Source organism: Rhizobium sp. 01T417, assembly GCF_056398905.1.
In genome coordinates this window covers 61,880-77,883 of record NZ_JBFTQH010000021.1, presented here as the reverse complement: position 1 = coordinate 77,883, position 16,004 = coordinate 61,880, and the positions used below count along the sequence as shown (strand labels likewise).

The 16,004-nt window shown below is 59.9% G+C and carries 18 protein-coding genes; 16 read left to right on the top strand and 2 right to left on the bottom strand.

From position 1 onward, the window contains the following. Positions 1-173 precede the first annotated feature (173 nt). The 6 genes from AC1DPR_RS20215 (at position 174) to AC1DPR_RS20190 (ending at position 5,908) form a co-directional block, all read left to right on the top strand. On the top strand, positions 174-713 hold the full coding sequence (locus AC1DPR_RS20215; RefSeq protein WP_477817031.1) for a cytochrome c oxidase subunit 3: 540 nt from the start codon (positions 174-176) through the stop codon (positions 711-713). Continuing rightward, positions 710-997: a cytochrome C oxidase subunit IV family protein gene (locus tag AC1DPR_RS20210; protein WP_477817030.1), complete on the top strand. Its 288-nt coding sequence runs from the start codon at positions 710-712 to the stop codon at positions 995-997. Before AC1DPR_RS20215 ends, AC1DPR_RS20210 begins: the two co-directional genes overlap by 4 nt. Before the next feature lie 359 nt (positions 998-1,356). Next, positions 1,357-1,809, top strand: a complete 453-nt coding sequence (locus AC1DPR_RS20205) for a c-type cytochrome (RefSeq protein ID WP_018856218.1) — start codon at positions 1,357-1,359, stop codon at positions 1,807-1,809. An 18-nt stretch (positions 1,810-1,827) separates the two neighbouring features. Further along, on the top strand, positions 1,828-3,168 hold the full coding sequence (locus tag AC1DPR_RS20200; protein WP_477817029.1) for a cbb3-type cytochrome c oxidase subunit I: 1,341 nt from the start codon (positions 1,828-1,830) through the stop codon (positions 3,166-3,168). 27 nt (positions 3,169-3,195) lie between these two features. Further along, complete coding sequence (locus AC1DPR_RS20195; RefSeq protein WP_018856216.1) at positions 3,196-4,008, top strand: CbbQ/NirQ/NorQ/GpvN family protein; 813 nt, start codon at positions 3,196-3,198, stop codon at positions 4,006-4,008. Between the two features lie 7 nt (positions 4,009-4,015). Then, positions 4,016-5,908, top strand: coding sequence for a nitric oxide reductase activation protein NorD (locus tag AC1DPR_RS20190; protein ID WP_477817028.1), 1,893 nt, complete (start codon positions 4,016-4,018; stop codon positions 5,906-5,908). Positions 5,909-6,433: 525 nt separating this feature from the next. Here AC1DPR_RS20190 and hemN read toward each other — a convergent pair. Further along, on the bottom strand, positions 6,434-7,786 hold the full coding sequence (gene hemN / locus AC1DPR_RS20185; RefSeq protein WP_477817027.1) for an oxygen-independent coproporphyrinogen III oxidase: 1,353 nt from the start codon (positions 7,784-7,786) through the stop codon (positions 6,434-6,436). Positions 7,787-8,005: 219 nt separating this feature from the next. Here hemN and AC1DPR_RS20180 point away from each other — a divergent pair, with 219 nt between their 5' ends. Genes AC1DPR_RS20180 through AC1DPR_RS20160 form a run of 5 tightly spaced genes read left to right on the top strand, consistent with a single transcriptional unit; the run spans position 8,006 to position 10,767 of the window. Next, entirely contained in the window at positions 8,006-8,290 is a 285-nt protein-coding gene (locus AC1DPR_RS20180; protein ID WP_112665258.1) for a DUF2249 domain-containing protein, read from the top strand. Between the two features lie 15 nt (positions 8,291-8,305). Next, positions 8,306-9,679, top strand: coding sequence for a hypothetical protein (locus tag AC1DPR_RS20175; protein WP_477817026.1), 1,374 nt, complete (start codon positions 8,306-8,308; stop codon positions 9,677-9,679). Beyond that, positions 9,663-10,181: a DUF2249 domain-containing protein gene (locus AC1DPR_RS20170; protein ID WP_477817025.1), complete on the top strand. Its 519-nt coding sequence runs from the start codon at positions 9,663-9,665 to the stop codon at positions 10,179-10,181. Before AC1DPR_RS20175 ends, AC1DPR_RS20170 begins: the two co-directional genes overlap by 17 nt. After that, the gene (locus tag AC1DPR_RS20165) at positions 10,174-10,476 is read left to right on the top strand and encodes a metal-sulfur cluster assembly factor (protein WP_477817024.1); all 303 of its coding nucleotides are present in this window, start codon (positions 10,174-10,176) and stop codon (positions 10,474-10,476) included. The genes AC1DPR_RS20170 and AC1DPR_RS20165 overlap by 8 nt, the downstream gene beginning before the upstream one ends. A 30-nt stretch (positions 10,477-10,506) precedes the next feature. Beyond that, positions 10,507-10,767, top strand: coding sequence for a DUF6522 family protein (locus AC1DPR_RS20160; protein ID WP_018856209.1), 261 nt, complete (start codon positions 10,507-10,509; stop codon positions 10,765-10,767). A gap of 181 nt (positions 10,768-10,948) precedes the next feature. On the opposite strand, the gene AC1DPR_RS20155 is transcribed toward AC1DPR_RS20160, so the two are convergent. Further along, entirely contained in the window at positions 10,949-12,163 is a 1,215-nt protein-coding gene (locus AC1DPR_RS20155) for an NnrS family protein (RefSeq protein WP_477817023.1), read from the bottom strand. 201 nt (positions 12,164-12,364) lie between these two features. Here AC1DPR_RS20155 and nirK point away from each other — a divergent pair, with 201 nt between their 5' ends. The 5 genes from nirK to AC1DPR_RS20130 all read left to right on the top strand — a co-directional run bounded on the left by nirK (position 12,365) and on the right by AC1DPR_RS20130 (position 15,971). Further along, positions 12,365-13,513: a copper-containing nitrite reductase gene (nirK, locus tag AC1DPR_RS20150; protein WP_062368251.1), complete on the top strand. Its 1,149-nt coding sequence runs from the start codon at positions 12,365-12,367 to the stop codon at positions 13,511-13,513. A gap of 78 nt (positions 13,514-13,591) precedes the next feature. After that, entirely contained in the window at positions 13,592-14,551 is a 960-nt protein-coding gene (locus AC1DPR_RS20145; protein WP_477817022.1) for an SUMF1/EgtB/PvdO family nonheme iron enzyme, read from the top strand. Continuing rightward, the gene (locus AC1DPR_RS20140) at positions 14,541-15,236 is read left to right on the top strand and encodes a Crp/Fnr family transcriptional regulator (protein ID WP_018856205.1); all 696 of its coding nucleotides are present in this window, start codon (positions 14,541-14,543) and stop codon (positions 15,234-15,236) included. Before AC1DPR_RS20145 ends, AC1DPR_RS20140 begins: the two co-directional genes overlap by 11 nt. Before the next feature lie 6 nt (positions 15,237-15,242). Then, on the top strand, positions 15,243-15,623 hold the full coding sequence (locus AC1DPR_RS20135; protein ID WP_025660782.1) for an RrF2 family transcriptional regulator: 381 nt from the start codon (positions 15,243-15,245) through the stop codon (positions 15,621-15,623). A 177-nt stretch (positions 15,624-15,800) separates the two neighbouring features. After that, positions 15,801-15,971, top strand: coding sequence for a hypothetical protein (locus AC1DPR_RS20130; protein ID WP_477817021.1), 171 nt, complete (start codon positions 15,801-15,803; stop codon positions 15,969-15,971). Positions 15,972-16,004: the final 33 nt, after the last annotated feature.

Genomic DNA, 16,004 nt, shown 5'->3' with positions numbered 1-16,004 from the left:
TACTCAATACGAAATGCCAGCCATTGCCGTCCCGGATATCATCGAGGACGGCACCAAGGTCTCATGTCTTGGTAAACAAAACCTTGCCGACTGGATTGACCGCTGATGCGAGGATCCTAGGGTTTTTGCGTTTCATCAAAGAAGAAAGCAGATCCATTGCCTATCGAGGGCGCATGACCTCGACGACATCAGACGATCTCGCGGAGCCTGGAAGTGGCGACCTGCTTGTTTGGATTCTTGCCTGGAGCGAACTGGCCGCGTTCGGGGCTCTCCTGGCTGCGTTTGTGATAGCCTCCTGGATTAGTCCGGAGGACTTCCTCGCAGGCAGGGCAAGGCTGGACACCACCATACCCATAGCAAACACCGTCGTCCTGCTTGCAAGCGGTTGGTTTGCCGCAATGGCCGCCCGGCAAACGAGATTGTTGGAGCGGCGGCTATTGTTGCTCGCAGCTGCGGCAGGAGGGTTTCTTTTCACTGCCCTGAAGGTCCATGAGTACGGTCAGGAGGGAGCGTCCCTTCTTTCAAACGACGCGTTCTCGACGCTCTATGTGCTGATAACCGGCTTCCACCTGGCGCACGTGCTCTTCGGCTCTTGCGTGCTCGCCCTGATAGCTCGCTTCCCTTCACGTGAGAACGTCCACCTGATGACGACGCTGTGGCACGTCATCGACATTGTGTGGCTCGTAATGTTTCCACTGGTCTACCTTCTATGAAAATCGAAACACGGACTTCCGCACGTCCGACCAAGGCGCTTGCCTATCTCTTCGCGCTCACCGGATGCATTGTCATCGGATCGACCTATCTGGGCGTCGCATCAAGACAGGCGTTTATGGCGCTTGTGGTCGTTGTTGCGATCGCAAAAGTCAGGTTGGTTGCGGCTGATTTCCTTGGACTTCGCGGTCGCCGTTCGCCGATTTACCCAGCCTTGATTGCCTGGGCGGTGACTATCCTCTCCATGGCATTGCTGAAGACCCTCGCTTCGGGCACGTTTTTCTAGATCGCACGGGTCCAGAGCAGACAAAGCAATCGTCGAGCGCGGCAAGGGCAATCGGGTCGGTGCCGGCGCAGGTGCCCCTCGCAATGACGTGACGCTATTTTGCGGTCGACGGAGCGGTCCGTCGGATCGGGCTTCGACGTCTTCCCGGTGTCCAGCCCGGCAACGTCGGTCTGTCGACATCCGGCTGCCTTCTATGACGCCCGCTACCGAGCCCAGACCTCACCAACAATGCGTAATATTTCGCTTACTTGCGAATTGACAAAGACCCCCCGGCGGAATTCGGCCATCCACCAATAACGAGCCCCTGGCTCGATTTCCGACGTCACGGCGGCACCGCCACTGACATGAAAGGATGATCGATGGCTGAACGCCTGACCAAAACCGCGGCCCGAAACGTGTTCTACGGCGGGTCCGCTTTCTTCTTCGCTATATTCGTGGGCCTTACGGCCCACAGTCACTATTACATTCGAACGGTGTCCACCAACGAGGCGACCCTGACAGAAGGCGTCGCCCGCGGAAAACACATCTGGGAAAAGAACTCCTGCATCAACTGCCATACGCTTGACGGTGAAGGCGCCTACTTCGCGCCGGAACTGTCGAACGTCTGGATACGCTGGGGCGGCGACAAGGATCCGGCAAGTGCCCGCGAGGCGCTTCATGCGTGGATGGCCGCTCAGCCATCAGGCATCGAGGGGCGCAGGCAGATGCCGCAATTCAATTTGACTGACCAGGAGGTCAACGACCTTGCCGATTTCCTCGAATGGGTCAGCAAGACGAACACCCAAAACTGGCCACCGAACCAAGCCGGCTGACAGGGAGAGGTTTTTAAGATGAAGTACAAGACTCAGAGCGTTGCAATGCTCTACTTCTACGGAGCGCTAGGCCTCTTCATGGCACAGCTCCTGTTCGGCGTGATCGCGGGCACAATATACGTGTTGCCCAACACTCTCTCCGTCATGCTGCCCTTCAACATCGTTCGAATGGTACATACGAACGCACTGATCGTATGGCTGCTCATGGGCTTCATGGGCACCACATACTTCCTCCTTCCCGAGGAGTGCGAGACGGAGCTTTACAGCCCGAAACTCGCAAAGGCGCAGTTCTGGATCTTCCTCGTGGCCGCCGCAGTGGCGGTCGTCGGATACCTCTTCCATATTCACGAAGGCCGGGAATTCCTTGAGCAGCCCTTTGCCATCAAGGTCGGTATCGTCATTGTCGCCCTGATGTTCCTGTTCAACGTCACGATGACGGCTCTCAAGGGGCGCAAGACCACCATCACCAACATCCTTCTGTTCGGTCTATGGGGCGTTGCAATCTTCTTCCTGTTTGCCTTCTACAACCCCGTAAACCTTGCGCTGGACAAAATGTACTGGTGGTACGTCGTTCACCTGTGGGTCGAAGGCGTGTGGGAACTGATCATGGCCTCGGTTCTGGCCTTCCTCATGATCAAGCTGAACGGCATCGACCGCGAAGTCGTCGAGAAGTGGCTCTATGTCATCATCGGCCTGGCCCTCTTTTCGGGGATCCTCGGCACCGGCCATCACTATTACTGGATCGGCGCACCGGGATACTGGCAGTGGATCGGCTCGCTGTTCTCCACCCTCGAAGTCGCACCATTCTTCACCATGGTCGTCTTCACCTTCGTCATGACCTGGAGGGCTGGACGCAAGCATGAGAACAAGGCGGCCCTCCTCTGGTCGATCGGATGTTCTGTAATGGCCTTCTTCGGGGCCGGCGTCTGGGGCTTCCTGCATACGCTGTCGTCGGTGAACTACTACACCCACGGCACGCAGGTCACCGCCGCTCACGGTCACCTCGCCTTCTTCGGTGCTTACGTGATGCTGAATCTCGCCGCCATGGCCTACGCCATTCCGCAGATCCGCGGACGCGCGCCATACAACCAGTGGCTCTCGATCAGCAGCTTCTGGATCATGTGCGGGGCGATGTCGGTCATGACTTTCGCGCTGACCTTCGCTGGCGTCATCCAGGTTCATCTGCAGCGCGTTCTCGGTCAGTCCTACATGGACGTCCAGGACCAGCTCGCCCTCTTCTACTGGGTCAGGCTCGGCTCCGGCGTCTTCGTCTTCATCAGCGCGCTGATGTTCATCTGGTCGGTGCTTGTCCCCGGACGCGCACGCATGCCCCACGCAGCAGTACAGCCCGCCGAATAAGGCGGGCCCCCTCACTGGAGATCAGTCATGACAATAGCCCTCAATCATCCGCTGCATCCAAAGGACGAAATTCCCTACTATGCGCCTCAAGGCAATGAATGCGCCCTTTTCGAAAGCGCCTGGACCCGGCAACTTCCGGTTCTGCTGAAGGGCCCGACAGGATGTGGCAAGACCAGGTTCGTACAGCATATGGCAGCCCGCCTGGGGCTGCCCGTATCGACGGTATCCTGCCACGACGACCTTACCGCGGCAGACCTGACCGGTCGCTACCTCCTGAAGGGAGGCGAGACCGTATGGATCGACGGCCCGCTCACAAAGGCGGTTCGCAACGGTGGCATCTGCTATCTCGATGAGATCGTCGAGGCGCGCAAGGACGTGGCAGTGGTCCTCCATCCGCTCACCGACGATCGCCGGATCCTTCCCCTGGAAAGGACCGGCGAGCTTCTCGAGGCACAGTCGGGCTTCATGGTCGTCGTTTCCTACAATCCCGGCTACCAGAACCTTATGAAGGCGCTGAAGCCCAGCACGCGGCAGCGTTTCGTGTCGATCGAATTCGACTTTCTGCCGCGGGACAAGGAAATCGCCACCGTCTCGCGCGAGAGCGGGCTTCCTGAAGCCAGGGTCGCGTCTCTCGTCGATCTCGCCCGACGGCTCCGCTCGTTGAAGGGACAGGATCTCGAGGAAGGCGTTTCGACCCGGCTCCTGATTTATTGCGCGACGCTTGTCGAGGCCGGAATTCCCATGGCCGAAGCCGTCAGGGCCGCAATTATTGAACCACTGACCGACGAGGCCGATGTCAAGGCGGCGCTCGTTGAAGTTGCCAAGGCGACGATAGGCTAGGTGCGACATGCTTGAGTTTCTGGAGCTGGAAGAAACCGTTGGACGCACCTGGCATCGCCTCGTAGGCGATACCAGCTCCTGGAAGCGCCATCCGGAGCACGCTGTCCATCTTGCCGACCTAAAGGCGCAGCTCGCGGTCTGCTTCCGCGCCTTTGGTGGTGGGCGCACGCTTCAGATCCAGAAAGCGCGCCAGAAAACCTCGTCTCATCGTCTGCGGCTTCGCCAGGTTGTTGGTCTCGGCGAGGAAAAAAGCGATCATCCATCCTGGGATGGTTCCGCGATCCATCTACAGGCCACGATCGACCTCTTCCACGACGAGAGGCTCAATCGTGACCTCTACTTCTGGCTCGTGGGATATATCGCTGTCGCACAGATGCCGGGGCCGGCCTCCAGCGACAGGATGCTGGGCGACATCGCCCGGATCGAGGCGGGGCGCAGCAATTGCGCACGGTTGGTCAGGGAATTCCCCGGTATGGCAGAGCGATATGCCCGCCTCAGCCATGCGGTCCTTTCCTGCCGCGTTCGCGGGAAACTCCCTCAGGCAGAGATGCTTGTTGAAGATTTCGTGAAGAGTGCCCTCTCCTTCCCCTTGGAGCATGTCCTCCCGTCGGGGTGCCGGCCCGCTCTTGCGGCCGCTCCTCCCGGATACCTGCCGATGCTTCCCGTTCCCCTCTGGCCCGACTTCACTGGGCGGGCGGAATGCCAACCGACCGACCGAGACGACCTCCCATCCGACGACACATCGTCTGATGACGATGGAAAGCGAGTTTCTCACGAGGCAAAGCGAAAGGACGATGCCGCCGACCGAAAACGCGACCCGTTCATTCTCAACCGCTTCGAGAAGATCCTCGCCATGGCGGAAATGGTCAATGTAGACCGCCCGACGGACGACAGGGAGGACGACGAACCGTCGGCTGCCGACGAGCTCGACGACATCACGCTCAGCGGAACCAGGGAGCGGCCGAAGTCAAAGTTCCACTTCGATCTCGACCTCTCCCCCGAAGCCGTTGATCCTTCGCGAATAGAAGGCGAGCTGCTCTATCCGGAATGGAATTTCAGGACACAACAGTACGCTGAAGACCATTGCCGGGTTGTGCTCGGGACAATTCAGGACGCGGAGATTTCCCCGATTGCAGGCGACCAGTCCGTGATCCGGAAGGTACGCAAGCAGTTCGAGATCCTTCGGCCACGACGTGAGATCTGCCGAGCACAGTTGGACGGAAACGAAATCGATCTTGAAGCGGTGGTGCGCTCGCGCATCGATCTTTTGGCCACCGGTTATCCCGATGACCGCATCTACGAATCGTCGCGTCCTGCGGCCCATGAGCTGGCCACGTCCATTTTGGTCGACGTCTCGCTATCCACGGATTCGTGGCTCGACAATCGGCGGGTGCTCGACGTGGAGATGCAGGCGCTTAACGTGCTGGCTCGTGGCCTCGACGCCTGCGGCGACAGCTTCGCGATCGACACGTTCACGTCTCGCCGACACAGCTGGATCCGGGTGGACAGCGTAAAGCGCTTCGAGGAGCAGTTCTCCGCCACGACCGCCCGRCGCATCGCCAGCTTGAAGCCCGGCTATTACACCCGCATGGGCGCGGCGATCCGACACGTGTCCAAGCAACTCGACTTACAGGGGGCAAGGAAGAAGCTGCTGCTGATTCTGACCGACGGAAAGCCGAACGACGTGGACCATTACGAAGGCCGGTTCGCGCTCGAGGACTCCCGGCGGGCGGTGATGGAAGCCCGCAATCGCGGCCAGGCAGTGTTTGCGGTCACCGTCGACCGCAATGCTGGCGATTACCTTCCCGCGATCTTCGGGCGGTCGGGCTTCTCGCTGGTCTCAAATATTGCGAAGCTTCCGAGCGCTCTGCCTGTGATCTATCGAAACCTGACGGCATAGCGGGACTACGATCACTGCCAGGGGCTTATGTGGGGGCGTCTGTGCGGGCGATCCAGCGGGTTCTTCTGGCATTGGACGGGGGCCGACGTCGAGGCTGAGGGGCAGGGAAGATTTCCGGCGGCGATCGCGCAAGCCAAGTCGCCCTTGTTTCTGCAACTGGTCGCCCGCAAAGGGGTTCGCCGGATTAAGGAGCGTCGCAACAACGACGTTGCCATCTCGCGGACCATCCCATGTCACGCCGATCGTTTGACGAACGGTGCCGCCTACTGGCGGCGAGTTTCACCGAAACTGGCTCACCGCGAACTTCCATCCACGAGATACTGCGCGACAGGATTGAGATTGGCAGCGGTGACGGTGCTCGCAAGAGGAGCCTGGTCGCCAACCCTGCCAATGGCGACGAGGGAGACCCCGGAGATTGCCGGAAATGGCGGATACGGTCTTGCGGGTTGCGTCTGGCCGAAACCGTCCCGGCCAGCAGAGAAGGCGAAAGGTCAACACCCCACGAAGAAGCGGGCGCCGACCAGCTTAGGCTGCCTTGCTGTGAGACCGTCCCAAGGACCCGAAATAGGCGTCGAACGCGGCAGCAACCGCCCTGACCATAAAGCGGGAGCTCCTTGAAACGACCACCCGGCCCTCCTCGATCGTGACTACGCCGTCCGAGACAAGCGCCTGCAACCGGTCGTTCCTGTCGAGCAGAAAACCGCTCTCGTATCCTGATTCCTCGGCCAGCTTCGGCAGATCCACCTCGAAGTCACACATCAGGCGCTCGATCACTTTGGCACGAAGCTTGTCTTCCCCGGTTAGCATATAGCCTTTCGCCGTGGGCAAAACACCGGATGCCACCCGTTCAGCATAGCGGCCCAACGCCACGTGATTTTGGTAGTAACCGGACGGCAGCCTTCCTATCGCGGAGGCGCCAAGGCCGATCAGGGTGGCACAGTCATCCGTGGTGTAACCTTGGAAGTTCCTGTGGAGGGTGCCGGCGCTGGAGGCGACTGCGAGCTCGTCACCTGGCAGCGCAAAGTGATCTAGGCCAATGCGGACATAGCCACAGTTGACAAGTTCCTCCGCCACCGCCTCGGCCTGCTCGTTTCGCTGCGCGGCATCCGGCAACGCGGCTTCATCTATAAGCCGTTGATGCTTCTTGAAGGCCGGGACATGAGCATATCCAAAAACCGCGAAGCGCTCGGGGCTCAATTCGACTGCCTGTCTGACCGTATCCACGCACGATTGGACAGTTTGATGCGGCAGGCCATAGATCAGGTCGAAATTGATGCTCGTCACCCCGAAGGAGCGCAACCCTGCGACGGCTGCCTGGGTCTGACCAAAGGTCTGGATGCGGTTGATGGCCTTCTGTACGACGGGATCGAAACTCTGCACACCGAGGCTGGCACGATCAACGCCGTTCTCTCCCATCGCCGCGATCATTTCTGGCGCGAGTGTGCGCGGGTCGATTTCGACGGCCACGCTGGCGTCGTGCTCGAACTGAAAGGCGCTCCTGAGTTTCATCATGAGCGCCGCGAACTCGTGGGGCTTCATGATCGTGGGCGTTCCGCCTCCGAAGTGGACGTTCTTGACCGGCACATTGTTTCCGGTCGCAAACGACACCAGTTCGATCTCCTGGCTCATGACGTCGAGATATTCCAGGATCGGTGCGTCCTGCCGGGTGATGGTCGTGTGGCAACCACAGTACCAGCACATCGAGCGGCAAAAGGGTACGTGCAGATAGATCGAGACAGGGTCCGAGGCGGATATGGCTTGAAGTCCTTGCGCGTATTCGTCAGGTCCCACTGTCTCAGCGAATGCCGGTGCGGTTGGATAGCTTGTGTAGCGCGGGAGTCGGGCGTCGCCGTATTTGGCGACCAGAGCTTCCGACATGGCGATCTCCTTTCTTGAGGATCATCGCGCTCTTATGTCTGCCCGCCGCCTGCATTTCCTTGTCATATGTCAATGAAAACGAATTCGCACGGGCCAAACCTCCTCGATGTTTGTTCGCTGTCAAAGTGCCCCAATCCGCGCAAGCCTATCGTTGCCAACTGACAACGGATGCGCCGCGGTCCCGTCGATCATCATGCCAGCGGCTGAAGGAACAATCACATGACTGACGCGCCCTCCACGCACAGCGAAATCACGCATATCGACGTGCGTGTACTACCGCCATTTGAGCGTCATCCCCAAATCTTCGGCACGCTGCATACGCTGACGCCTGGAAAGGTCTTGCATATCACCAGTGATCACGAACCCCGGCCGCTTCAATACCAGTTGGAAACGGCACTTCCTGGAAAGTTTTCCTGGGAATACCTGGAGCAGGGGCCGGAGGTCTGGCGTGTGGAGATCACCCGTCTCGACGCCGGCTGCGACTGCTGCTGCGGCAGCCACTAGCACCGGAGAAGCACGATGATGCCAATGGGCGCCAGTCTGTCGCGCTGGACCATGTGCTACTTCGGCGCAGCGCTCCTCTTTCTGCTGTTTGCGGAGGTTCTGCTTTCAACAGGAAGCTGGGCGCCATCCGTCGACGTCAGCGATCCTCGCGCCCTCATCGTCGTGCACGCTGTAACGATTGGATGGCTTGCCCTCTTGATGATTGGCGCGCTGCTGCAGTTCGCACCGGTTCTTACGGGGTTGAGCCTTCCCAAAGGACGGTACGACGTCCTTGGCCTCGGCGGCATCGTCGCCGGGCTTGCTCTTCTGCTGCTGGGCTTCCATTTGATCGACCGTGGATCCGAACTCGCGGGTGGGGTGATGCTCGCTGCAGTCGCCGCTCTGGCGCCTTCGCTTTCCTGGGTGGGAACTGCGTTGCTGCTCGTGCTGTGGCGCGGTCGCAAAGGCCATCCGGCATCGCCCCTCGTCCTGATCGCAATCGGTTGCCTCGCGGCAACAGCCGCCCTCGGCTCGCTCTTTGCTGTAACCGTTTCGGGTGTCTCCCAGGCACCGGTTTTCATCGTCCTTCTGCTCCATGGGGTTCCCTTCCACGCGAGCTTCGGCCTCGGGGGGTGGATGACACTGGCGGCCATCGGCGTAAGCTATAAATTGCTCCCGATGTTCCTGTTGTCCGACGACATGAAGCGGGCGCAGCTTATCGCCAACATGGCTGGCGTGAGTATGGTCGTGCTGGCGGTGGCGACTGCGATTTCACTGACGTGGCCGACCGTTTCCCAATGGTTGCTTGCAGCGGCAGCAATAGTGTTCGCCGTAGCGATCGCCATATATGTACTGGAGTTGATATCGGCCTACAAAGGACGCCGCCGCGGGCCTCTGGAGGTGAACATGTCCGGATCACTGCCGGCCTTCACGCTACTTGGACTGTCAATGTCGATGCTCGCGACAGGCCTCGCAACCAATGTGGGGATCCATTTTCTCGCAGCCGCAGTCTACCTGTTCGTCTTCGGCTGGCTGACGGGTCTGGGTCTTGCCCAGTTGCTCAAGATCATTCCCTTCCTGACGTGGATCGAGGTCTTCGGCCCCCTCCTCGGACGCCGGCAGACGCCGCGCCTCTCCGATCTCGTATCGGGAGGCCGGGCCGCGATCTGGCTTTGGCTCTTTTACGGCGCGGTTGTCGTGGCGTCGTTTGCAATAGCTGTGGCTTTCGACGGCCTTTTCCGTGTTGCCGTCATCCTCCAGACCTTCTCGACCGCTGCCCTCATCATCGAGCTTGTCCTTGCTCGCTCACTCGCAAATATAGATGCTTCGATGAAGACAGCACCATTCAAAAAGCCGGCGCTTCTTTTCGCCGTTAATCAAAGGGGTAACGCCAATGGTTCAGCTTCGTGAACTCGACGTACGTCAGATCCTGCGGGACGGCGGGATGCCGTTCCAATTGATCATGGATACCGTCTCCAGCCTTGATCCTGGCGAGGGACTTAGGCTCCATGTGATATTCCAGCCGGTTCCCCTGATCCGTCAACTCGAGCAGCGGGGCTACACGCACGTCGCTCGAAAGCTTTCGGAGGATGACTGGGAGATCGATTTCGTCCCCGGTGACCAAGCTGTCGAAGCTGAGCCGGCGGCCCCGGCGACGGAAGCCATCTGGCCTGATCCCGTTTGGAACCTCGATCTAACCGACCTTCCGCCTCCCGAACCGATGGAGCGTATCCTCGCGCGGCTCGAGACGATGGAAAGCGGCGAAGTCCTTTTCGCCCTGCTGAACCGTGAACCGGTTTTTCTCTTCAATGAGCTGAAGGACCGCGGCCATGAGTGGATCGGGAACTTCGACGACAGCGGAAAGGTTTACAGGATCATGATCAGAGCGACGCCGGCAGGTTCGGATGCCTAATCTCTCTCCAAATATGATCCTCGACATGCTCCGGGGCATCAAGGACCCGGAGGTCGGAACCAGCATCGTGGACCTGGGTCTCATCTACGAGATAGATACCGACCCCACAGGCATCGTAAGGATCAAGATGACCACGACCACGCGCTTCTGTCCGGTATCGGGCTTCATCGTCGAGGCGGTAAAGAACCGTGCCGCCGAGGTCGAGGGCGTGATCGATGTCGTTGTCGATCTCGTCTACGATCCTCCATGGTCGCCAGACATGGCCGCGCTATTTTCATTCGAGCAGCCAGCCTGACGACGGCAAAGGCTGGAAAGGCATCAAACTGTGAACATCGACCTTGATAACCTGGCCGTAGATGCTTCCTATCTGGCAGGCCGGTTTGGCCTGTCGGCAGAGACGCTTCGAAGCTACATGAAGCGGGGCCTTGTCCGTGGCACAGTCGAGGCCGGTATAGGTGACGACGCCGGCAGGACGCGCCTCTCTGTCCGTTTCGGCAACCGCATGTGGATTGCAATCGTGAGCTCAAACGGCAGCGTTTTGAGCGAAGAGACAAGATTTGTCGCGAAGGGACCGCAGGGCTCGTAATCGGGTACGAAACGGTTGCCCCACCCTGTCGCTTGTTCCCGCCCGTCTCGCTGGAGCGTTCCCTTGCTGACGGCTGCGACCTCCTGAGCGTCACAGAACCGTCATCGCGCGTCTTGCCGCCTCCCCTTTCGGCTGTCGGACGACCGCGCCGAAACGCTCGGCGCGGAACGCTGCCCGACACTCATTTTCCCCTGACGGTCAACGGCTTGCGGCCAGTGCAGAGCATCGGGGCATGCTCGAATGCAAACATTGCCAACGCAGCCATCCATCCGATCGCCGAAGTCATCAATATCTGTGCAGTGAACGATGGCGCGATTTCTGCAAGCGGTCGCAGAAGAGCCACGAAGGCAAGAACGACATAGGATGCATTCGTCATCCTGCTCGATTTGAGCTTGCGTCCGGTATGGCCACGAGTGGCACGCGTCATGACGGCCAGCATCATCAGCGAAATGGCGCCGATGGCGAAGACATGCAGCACTGCGATCTGGGGTAGGCCTGCGGCACCAAGAGCGACGGCGGCAAATCCCAAAGGGACGAAGGCAAAGGCGGCATGTAGGACGAACACGATCGGCTCCGCCCAAGTGGTCCAGCCGCGCCAACGGTACAGGCGAATGACATTCATCACCGTCGCGACAGCGGCGACGATGCCGGTCGCGATCGCGTCTGGCCAGACCGCCCAGGATCCGAGCGCGACTGCGCCCACGATGATCGTTGCCGCGTCATACCGATTGTACGGTACGGGAAAGTCGGTTCGCCCGAACTGGTTCAGCCAGTTGCGGGTAAAACTGGGAAGGATTCGCCCACCGACGATTGTCACCAACAGCACGTAGGCGCTCAGCCCGAGACGAATAGGCAGCTCGGGGTTTATCCCGTTGATTGCCTTCACCTGGAAGCAGATGTTGGCGACGGACAGGATGAAAAGCCCGGCGACAACCTTCAGGTCCTTCCATTTCTTGCCTGCGATTACTTCTCGCGTGCACAGGACAAGCATTGCGGGCAAGAAGAGGGCGTCGACAAAAGCGGCTGCCACAACTCCGGTAAGACCGCTCGCCAACATCGCGAGGCGGCCAGCGCACCAGATTGAGAACAGGAAGGCCAGCGGTCGCCCGGCTATCGGAAGTCTGCCCGTCCAGTTCGGTATCGCCGTGAGCAGAAATCCCGCCAGTATTGCCGGCGCGAAGCCGAACAGCATCTCGTGGGCGTGCCAATATAGTGTCCCATAGTCTTCAGCGACCGGAACGCCAAGCGTCAGGTAGGCGGTCCAGAGGCCCATGCTGACAATGCCCCAAAGCGCGGATGCGAGAAAAAATGGCCGGAAGCCATACGAGAAGAGGACAAGGCCGGTCCGCGACATGCCGCGGGGGACGCGCGTCTCGGCGTCCATGGTCTTCTGCATGATCGTAGTCTCCAAATTGACGGCCAAGCAATGCCAAGTTTTGGAGCGCAGGTCGTTGATATTACGCAAATAGGGACAGTACAACTTTGCGCTGCCACAAATAGCAAATTTGCTCCAAGTCAAAGAGTTTGACCGCCTTTTCTCTACTCTCCTTCTCGACAGGGCGAGGTTCGCTCGCTCTTCGACCACAGGAGTTGGGAAATGACAAACACTATGCAAATGACCCGGCGCACCATGCTGACCGGCGCCGCTGTCGCAGGGGCGCTTACACCCATCATCGTCGCGAGCACCGCTGCCCACGCCGACGATCATGCCGCCCCCGCGGAACTCAAGGGTGCCAAGAAGGTCGACCTGTCGAAGCTGGCTCGTGAAAAGGTCGAACTCGTAAAGCCGCCGTTTGTGCACGCTCACGATCAGAAGGCCAAGGGTGGCCCAAAGATCAAGGAATTCACGCTTACCATCGAAGAAAAGAAGATGGTGCTGGACAAGGACGGCACGGAAGTGAACGCCATGACGTTCAACGGCTCGGTCCCCGGCCCGCTGATGGTTGTCCACCAGGATGACTATGTCGAGCTGACGCTCGTCAATCCCGAGACCAACACGATGCAGCATAACATTGACTTCCACGCCGCGACCGGCGGCCTTGGGGGTGGCGCGCTGACCGTCGTGAACCCCGGTGAAAGCACCGTCCTGCGCTTCAAAGCCACGAAGGCAGGCGTCTTCGTCTATCACTGCGCTCCTCCCGGAATGGTGCCTTGGCACGTGACATCGGGGATGAACGGGGCAATCATGGTGCTGCCGCGTGAAGGCCTGACAGACGGTCACGGAAAGCCGCTCGTCTATGACAAGGTCTATTATGTTGGCGAACAGGACTTCTACATCCCTCGGGACGAAACCGGAAAATTCAAGAAATACGAAAGCCCCGGCGAGGCCTACGAGGACACCGTTGCGGTGATGAAGACCCTTACGCCGACCCACATCGTCTTCAACGGCGCAGTTGGTGCACTGACTGGCGACAACGCGATGACTGCCAAGGTCGGCGAAACGGTCCTGATCATTCATTCGCAGGCCAACCGTGACACGCGTCCGCATCTCATCGGTGGCCATGGCGAATACGTCTGGGCAACCGGCAAGTTCGCCAACGTGCCCGACATCGACCAGGAGACCTGGTTCATTCCGGGCGGTACCGCAGGCGCTGCGATTTACACCTTCGCTCAGCCTGGCATCTACGCCTACGTGAACCACAACCTGATCGAAGCGTTCGAGCTTGGTGCGGCGGCCCACTTCAAGGTCACGGGGGACTGGAACGACGATCTCATGACGTCGGTCAAGAGCCCGCAAGCAAGTTGACCATTGGCGGGGGAGGTGCGCGGACGGGGGTGGTCCGCGCACCGTTCTTTATAAGGAGGCGCTACTCGCGAAAAGATCATGAACAGGCACGCTGAGACTGGATCGGTTTCAGGCATTTCGATCGCTATTCCACTCGCTCTTCTGGCCGCGCTCTCCGGAGCGGTTGCCGTGAAGGCGGGTTTTGCTTCGTCCGGTCAACACGACGGTGGAGTTACCGCTCCGGAAGTGGTCACCATACAGCCTCATTCTTTCGAGTATCGCGAGGCGACCGAATACTTTCGCAAGGGCCTTGCCGTCGACGCGCCAAAACACGACGCGAAGGTCCGCCTCCCACTCGACGTCATGAAGTTTCAGACGAGCCGCGCAGAATATCAGCGCTGCGTGCTGGACGGCGCGTGTGCACCGGCCGAATATGAAGGCCAGGCCGGGCCTGACCTGCCGGTCACAGGGGTGAGCTACGACGATGCAGTGCAGTACGCGGCATGGTTATCGCAGCAGACAGGCGAGAACTGGCGCCTGCCGAGCGACTTTGAACTTGCATACGCCGCAGCCGACCGCTTTCCTGACGATGCGCTTGGCATCGACGCCGACGACACGAACCCGGCGACACGTTGGCTTGCCGATTACGAGCGCGAGGCCCGCCGCGCGGCCTCGACCAACCCCAAGCCGCAGCCAAGAGGTTCGTTCGGCATCAGCACGACCGGCCTTGTCGACTTCGCGGGCAATATCTGGGAATGGACCTCCACGTGCAACAGGCGGGTCGATCTAGACAAGGCAGCAGAGGCGGAGACACTGGATCCAGCAGGCTGCGGCATTATAATAGCTTCTGGTAAGCACAGGTCGCCGATGAGCAGCTTCGTTCGAAATCCCAAGGGCGGGGGCTGCGCAGTCGGAGCGCCGCCCGACAATCTCGGTTTCCGGCTCGTCCGCCGTCCCACGTTTTTCCAGAGCGTGGTGGCGTTCGCCCGCAGGGCCGCAACGGACGCTCTTGGCCCCCACATCAGCGCCCACACGGAGCAGAACGAAAATGAAGGTTGATCGCGCAGTATTGAAGTCCCTGCCGCTCTTCGAACGGATGACGGACACCGATCTCGACACGATGCTCGAGCACGCTGTGCCGCGTCGCATCGCCCAAGGAGATACCGTTTTCGAGCAAGGGGCACAGGCGAAGTCGTTCTTCCTGCTGCTGCATGGGCGGCTCAAGGTGACGCAGGTGACGCAGGACGGCCAGCAGATCATTGTCCGGATGGTACACCCCGGCGACTTGTTCGGCTTCGCCATGGCGTTTCGCAGGACCGACTACCCAGGCACGGCCCGTGCCGCGGCCGAGAGCTTGATCCTCGGATGGCCGACGGACATGTGGGGACGCTTCGTCGAACAGAACCCACGCCTGGCGATGACTGCGATGCAGACCATCGGCCAGCGGCTTGAAGAGGCCCACGTCAGAATTCGCGAGATGTCGACGGAGGAAGTTGAAAAGCGCGTCGCGCACGCCGTGCTCCGCCTGTCCAAGCAGGCGGGAAAGGCCGACGGTGTTGGCATCCGGATCGACTTCCCGATATCGCGGCAGGATATCGCGGAGATGACCGGAACGACCCTTCACACGGTCTCACGCATCCTCAGCGCGTGGGAATCAAAGGGTATCGTCGAGGGCGGGCGGCAGAAACTCACCGTCACCGATCCGCAGCGCCTTCTGAAGCTGGCCGACGGCGAACGCGAGTAGACCGCCATGGCCGTGATGTTGGACAACGGCATACGGCTGCTTCTTTTGGCCGCTGGGCGCCATCCCTTCCGGGTTACGATCGCCGAGACCGCCGAGGCTTTCGGGGCGTCACACCCACACCTTGCGAAGGCAGCGAACCTTCTGGTTCGTCGCGGTTTTTTGGCGAGCCGGCGCGGCAAGAGAGGAGGCCTTTTCCTTGCGCGGTCGCCAGAGACGATCTGCCTTGCGGAGGTTGCCGCAGCGCTCGTTTCCTGCGAGGCCAGGTCGGATGCGCTGGACACTCTCCAAGGATGGCGGACGATAGAGCAAGGAGCTGCCCTCGCCTATAAAGGTCATCTGGCCAGACATACGCTCGCAGACCTCCTTAAACCTGCCAACTCAAGGTAGCTCCCCCTTGCACCTTTGAAGCGCTGCGGCATGCGGGATGTCTTCGCCATGCGTCGATATTCGCCTTCCGTTTCCCGATAACTTTGATGGAGGTCAAAGTGCGCTCTTGCCTGCTTCGCTAGGCTTCGTGCAGGCACTGAATCAACTGCTCGCTCAAGCGGGTTCAACGGAAAAGAAATGAAAAGAACCATGAGACCACAGCAGAAGCCGTTCGTCGTAGAGATCAAGAAGCGCAGAGCTCCCCGTGCGGCCAGAGCCGAACACAAGCCCGACCTTGATGCGCGCACCGGCAAGGTCGATACGGACAAGCTTTGCCGGCTGGTCTTCGGTCGCCTGCAGCGTTCCTGAAACAGGCTGATGCCTTGTGTGCGGCCGGCGATT

What these genes read in the sequence shown, in the direction of transcription:
- AC1DPR_RS20215 (WP_477817031.1), top strand. Translation starts at nt 174, where the DNA reads ATGACCTCGACGACATCAGACGATCTCGCGGAGCCTGGAAGTGGCGAC.
- AC1DPR_RS20210 (WP_477817030.1), top strand. Translation starts at nt 710, where the DNA reads ATGAAAATCGAAACACGGACTTCCGCACGTCCGACCAAGGCGCTTGCC.
- AC1DPR_RS20205 (WP_018856218.1), top strand. Translation starts at nt 1,357, where the DNA reads ATGGCTGAACGCCTGACCAAAACCGCGGCCCGAAACGTGTTCTACGGC.
- AC1DPR_RS20200 (WP_477817029.1), top strand. Translation starts at nt 1,828, where the DNA reads ATGAAGTACAAGACTCAGAGCGTTGCAATGCTCTACTTCTACGGAGCG.
- AC1DPR_RS20195 (WP_018856216.1), top strand. Translation starts at nt 3,196, where the DNA reads ATGACAATAGCCCTCAATCATCCGCTGCATCCAAAGGACGAAATTCCC.
- hemN (WP_477817027.1), bottom strand. Translation starts at nt 7,786, where the DNA reads ATGTCGGAAGCTCTGGTCGCCAAATACGGCGACGCCCGACTCCCGCGC.
- AC1DPR_RS20180 (WP_112665258.1), top strand. Translation starts at nt 8,006, where the DNA reads ATGACTGACGCGCCCTCCACGCACAGCGAAATCACGCATATCGACGTG.
- AC1DPR_RS20175 (WP_477817026.1), top strand. Translation starts at nt 8,306, where the DNA reads ATGATGCCAATGGGCGCCAGTCTGTCGCGCTGGACCATGTGCTACTTC.
- AC1DPR_RS20170 (WP_477817025.1), top strand. Translation starts at nt 9,663, where the DNA reads ATGGTTCAGCTTCGTGAACTCGACGTACGTCAGATCCTGCGGGACGGC.
- AC1DPR_RS20165 (WP_477817024.1), top strand. Translation starts at nt 10,174, where the DNA reads ATGCCTAATCTCTCTCCAAATATGATCCTCGACATGCTCCGGGGCATC.
- AC1DPR_RS20155 (WP_477817023.1), bottom strand. Translation starts at nt 12,163, where the DNA reads ATGCAGAAGACCATGGACGCCGAGACGCGCGTCCCCCGCGGCATGTCG.
- nirK (WP_062368251.1), top strand. Translation starts at nt 12,365, where the DNA reads ATGACAAACACTATGCAAATGACCCGGCGCACCATGCTGACCGGCGCC.
- AC1DPR_RS20145 (WP_477817022.1), top strand. Translation starts at nt 13,592, where the DNA reads ATGAACAGGCACGCTGAGACTGGATCGGTTTCAGGCATTTCGATCGCT.
- AC1DPR_RS20140 (WP_018856205.1), top strand. Translation starts at nt 14,541, where the DNA reads ATGAAGGTTGATCGCGCAGTATTGAAGTCCCTGCCGCTCTTCGAACGG.
- AC1DPR_RS20135 (WP_025660782.1), top strand. Translation starts at nt 15,243, where the DNA reads ATGGCCGTGATGTTGGACAACGGCATACGGCTGCTTCTTTTGGCCGCT.
- AC1DPR_RS20130 (WP_477817021.1), top strand. Translation starts at nt 15,801, where the DNA reads ATGAAAAGAACCATGAGACCACAGCAGAAGCCGTTCGTCGTAGAGATC.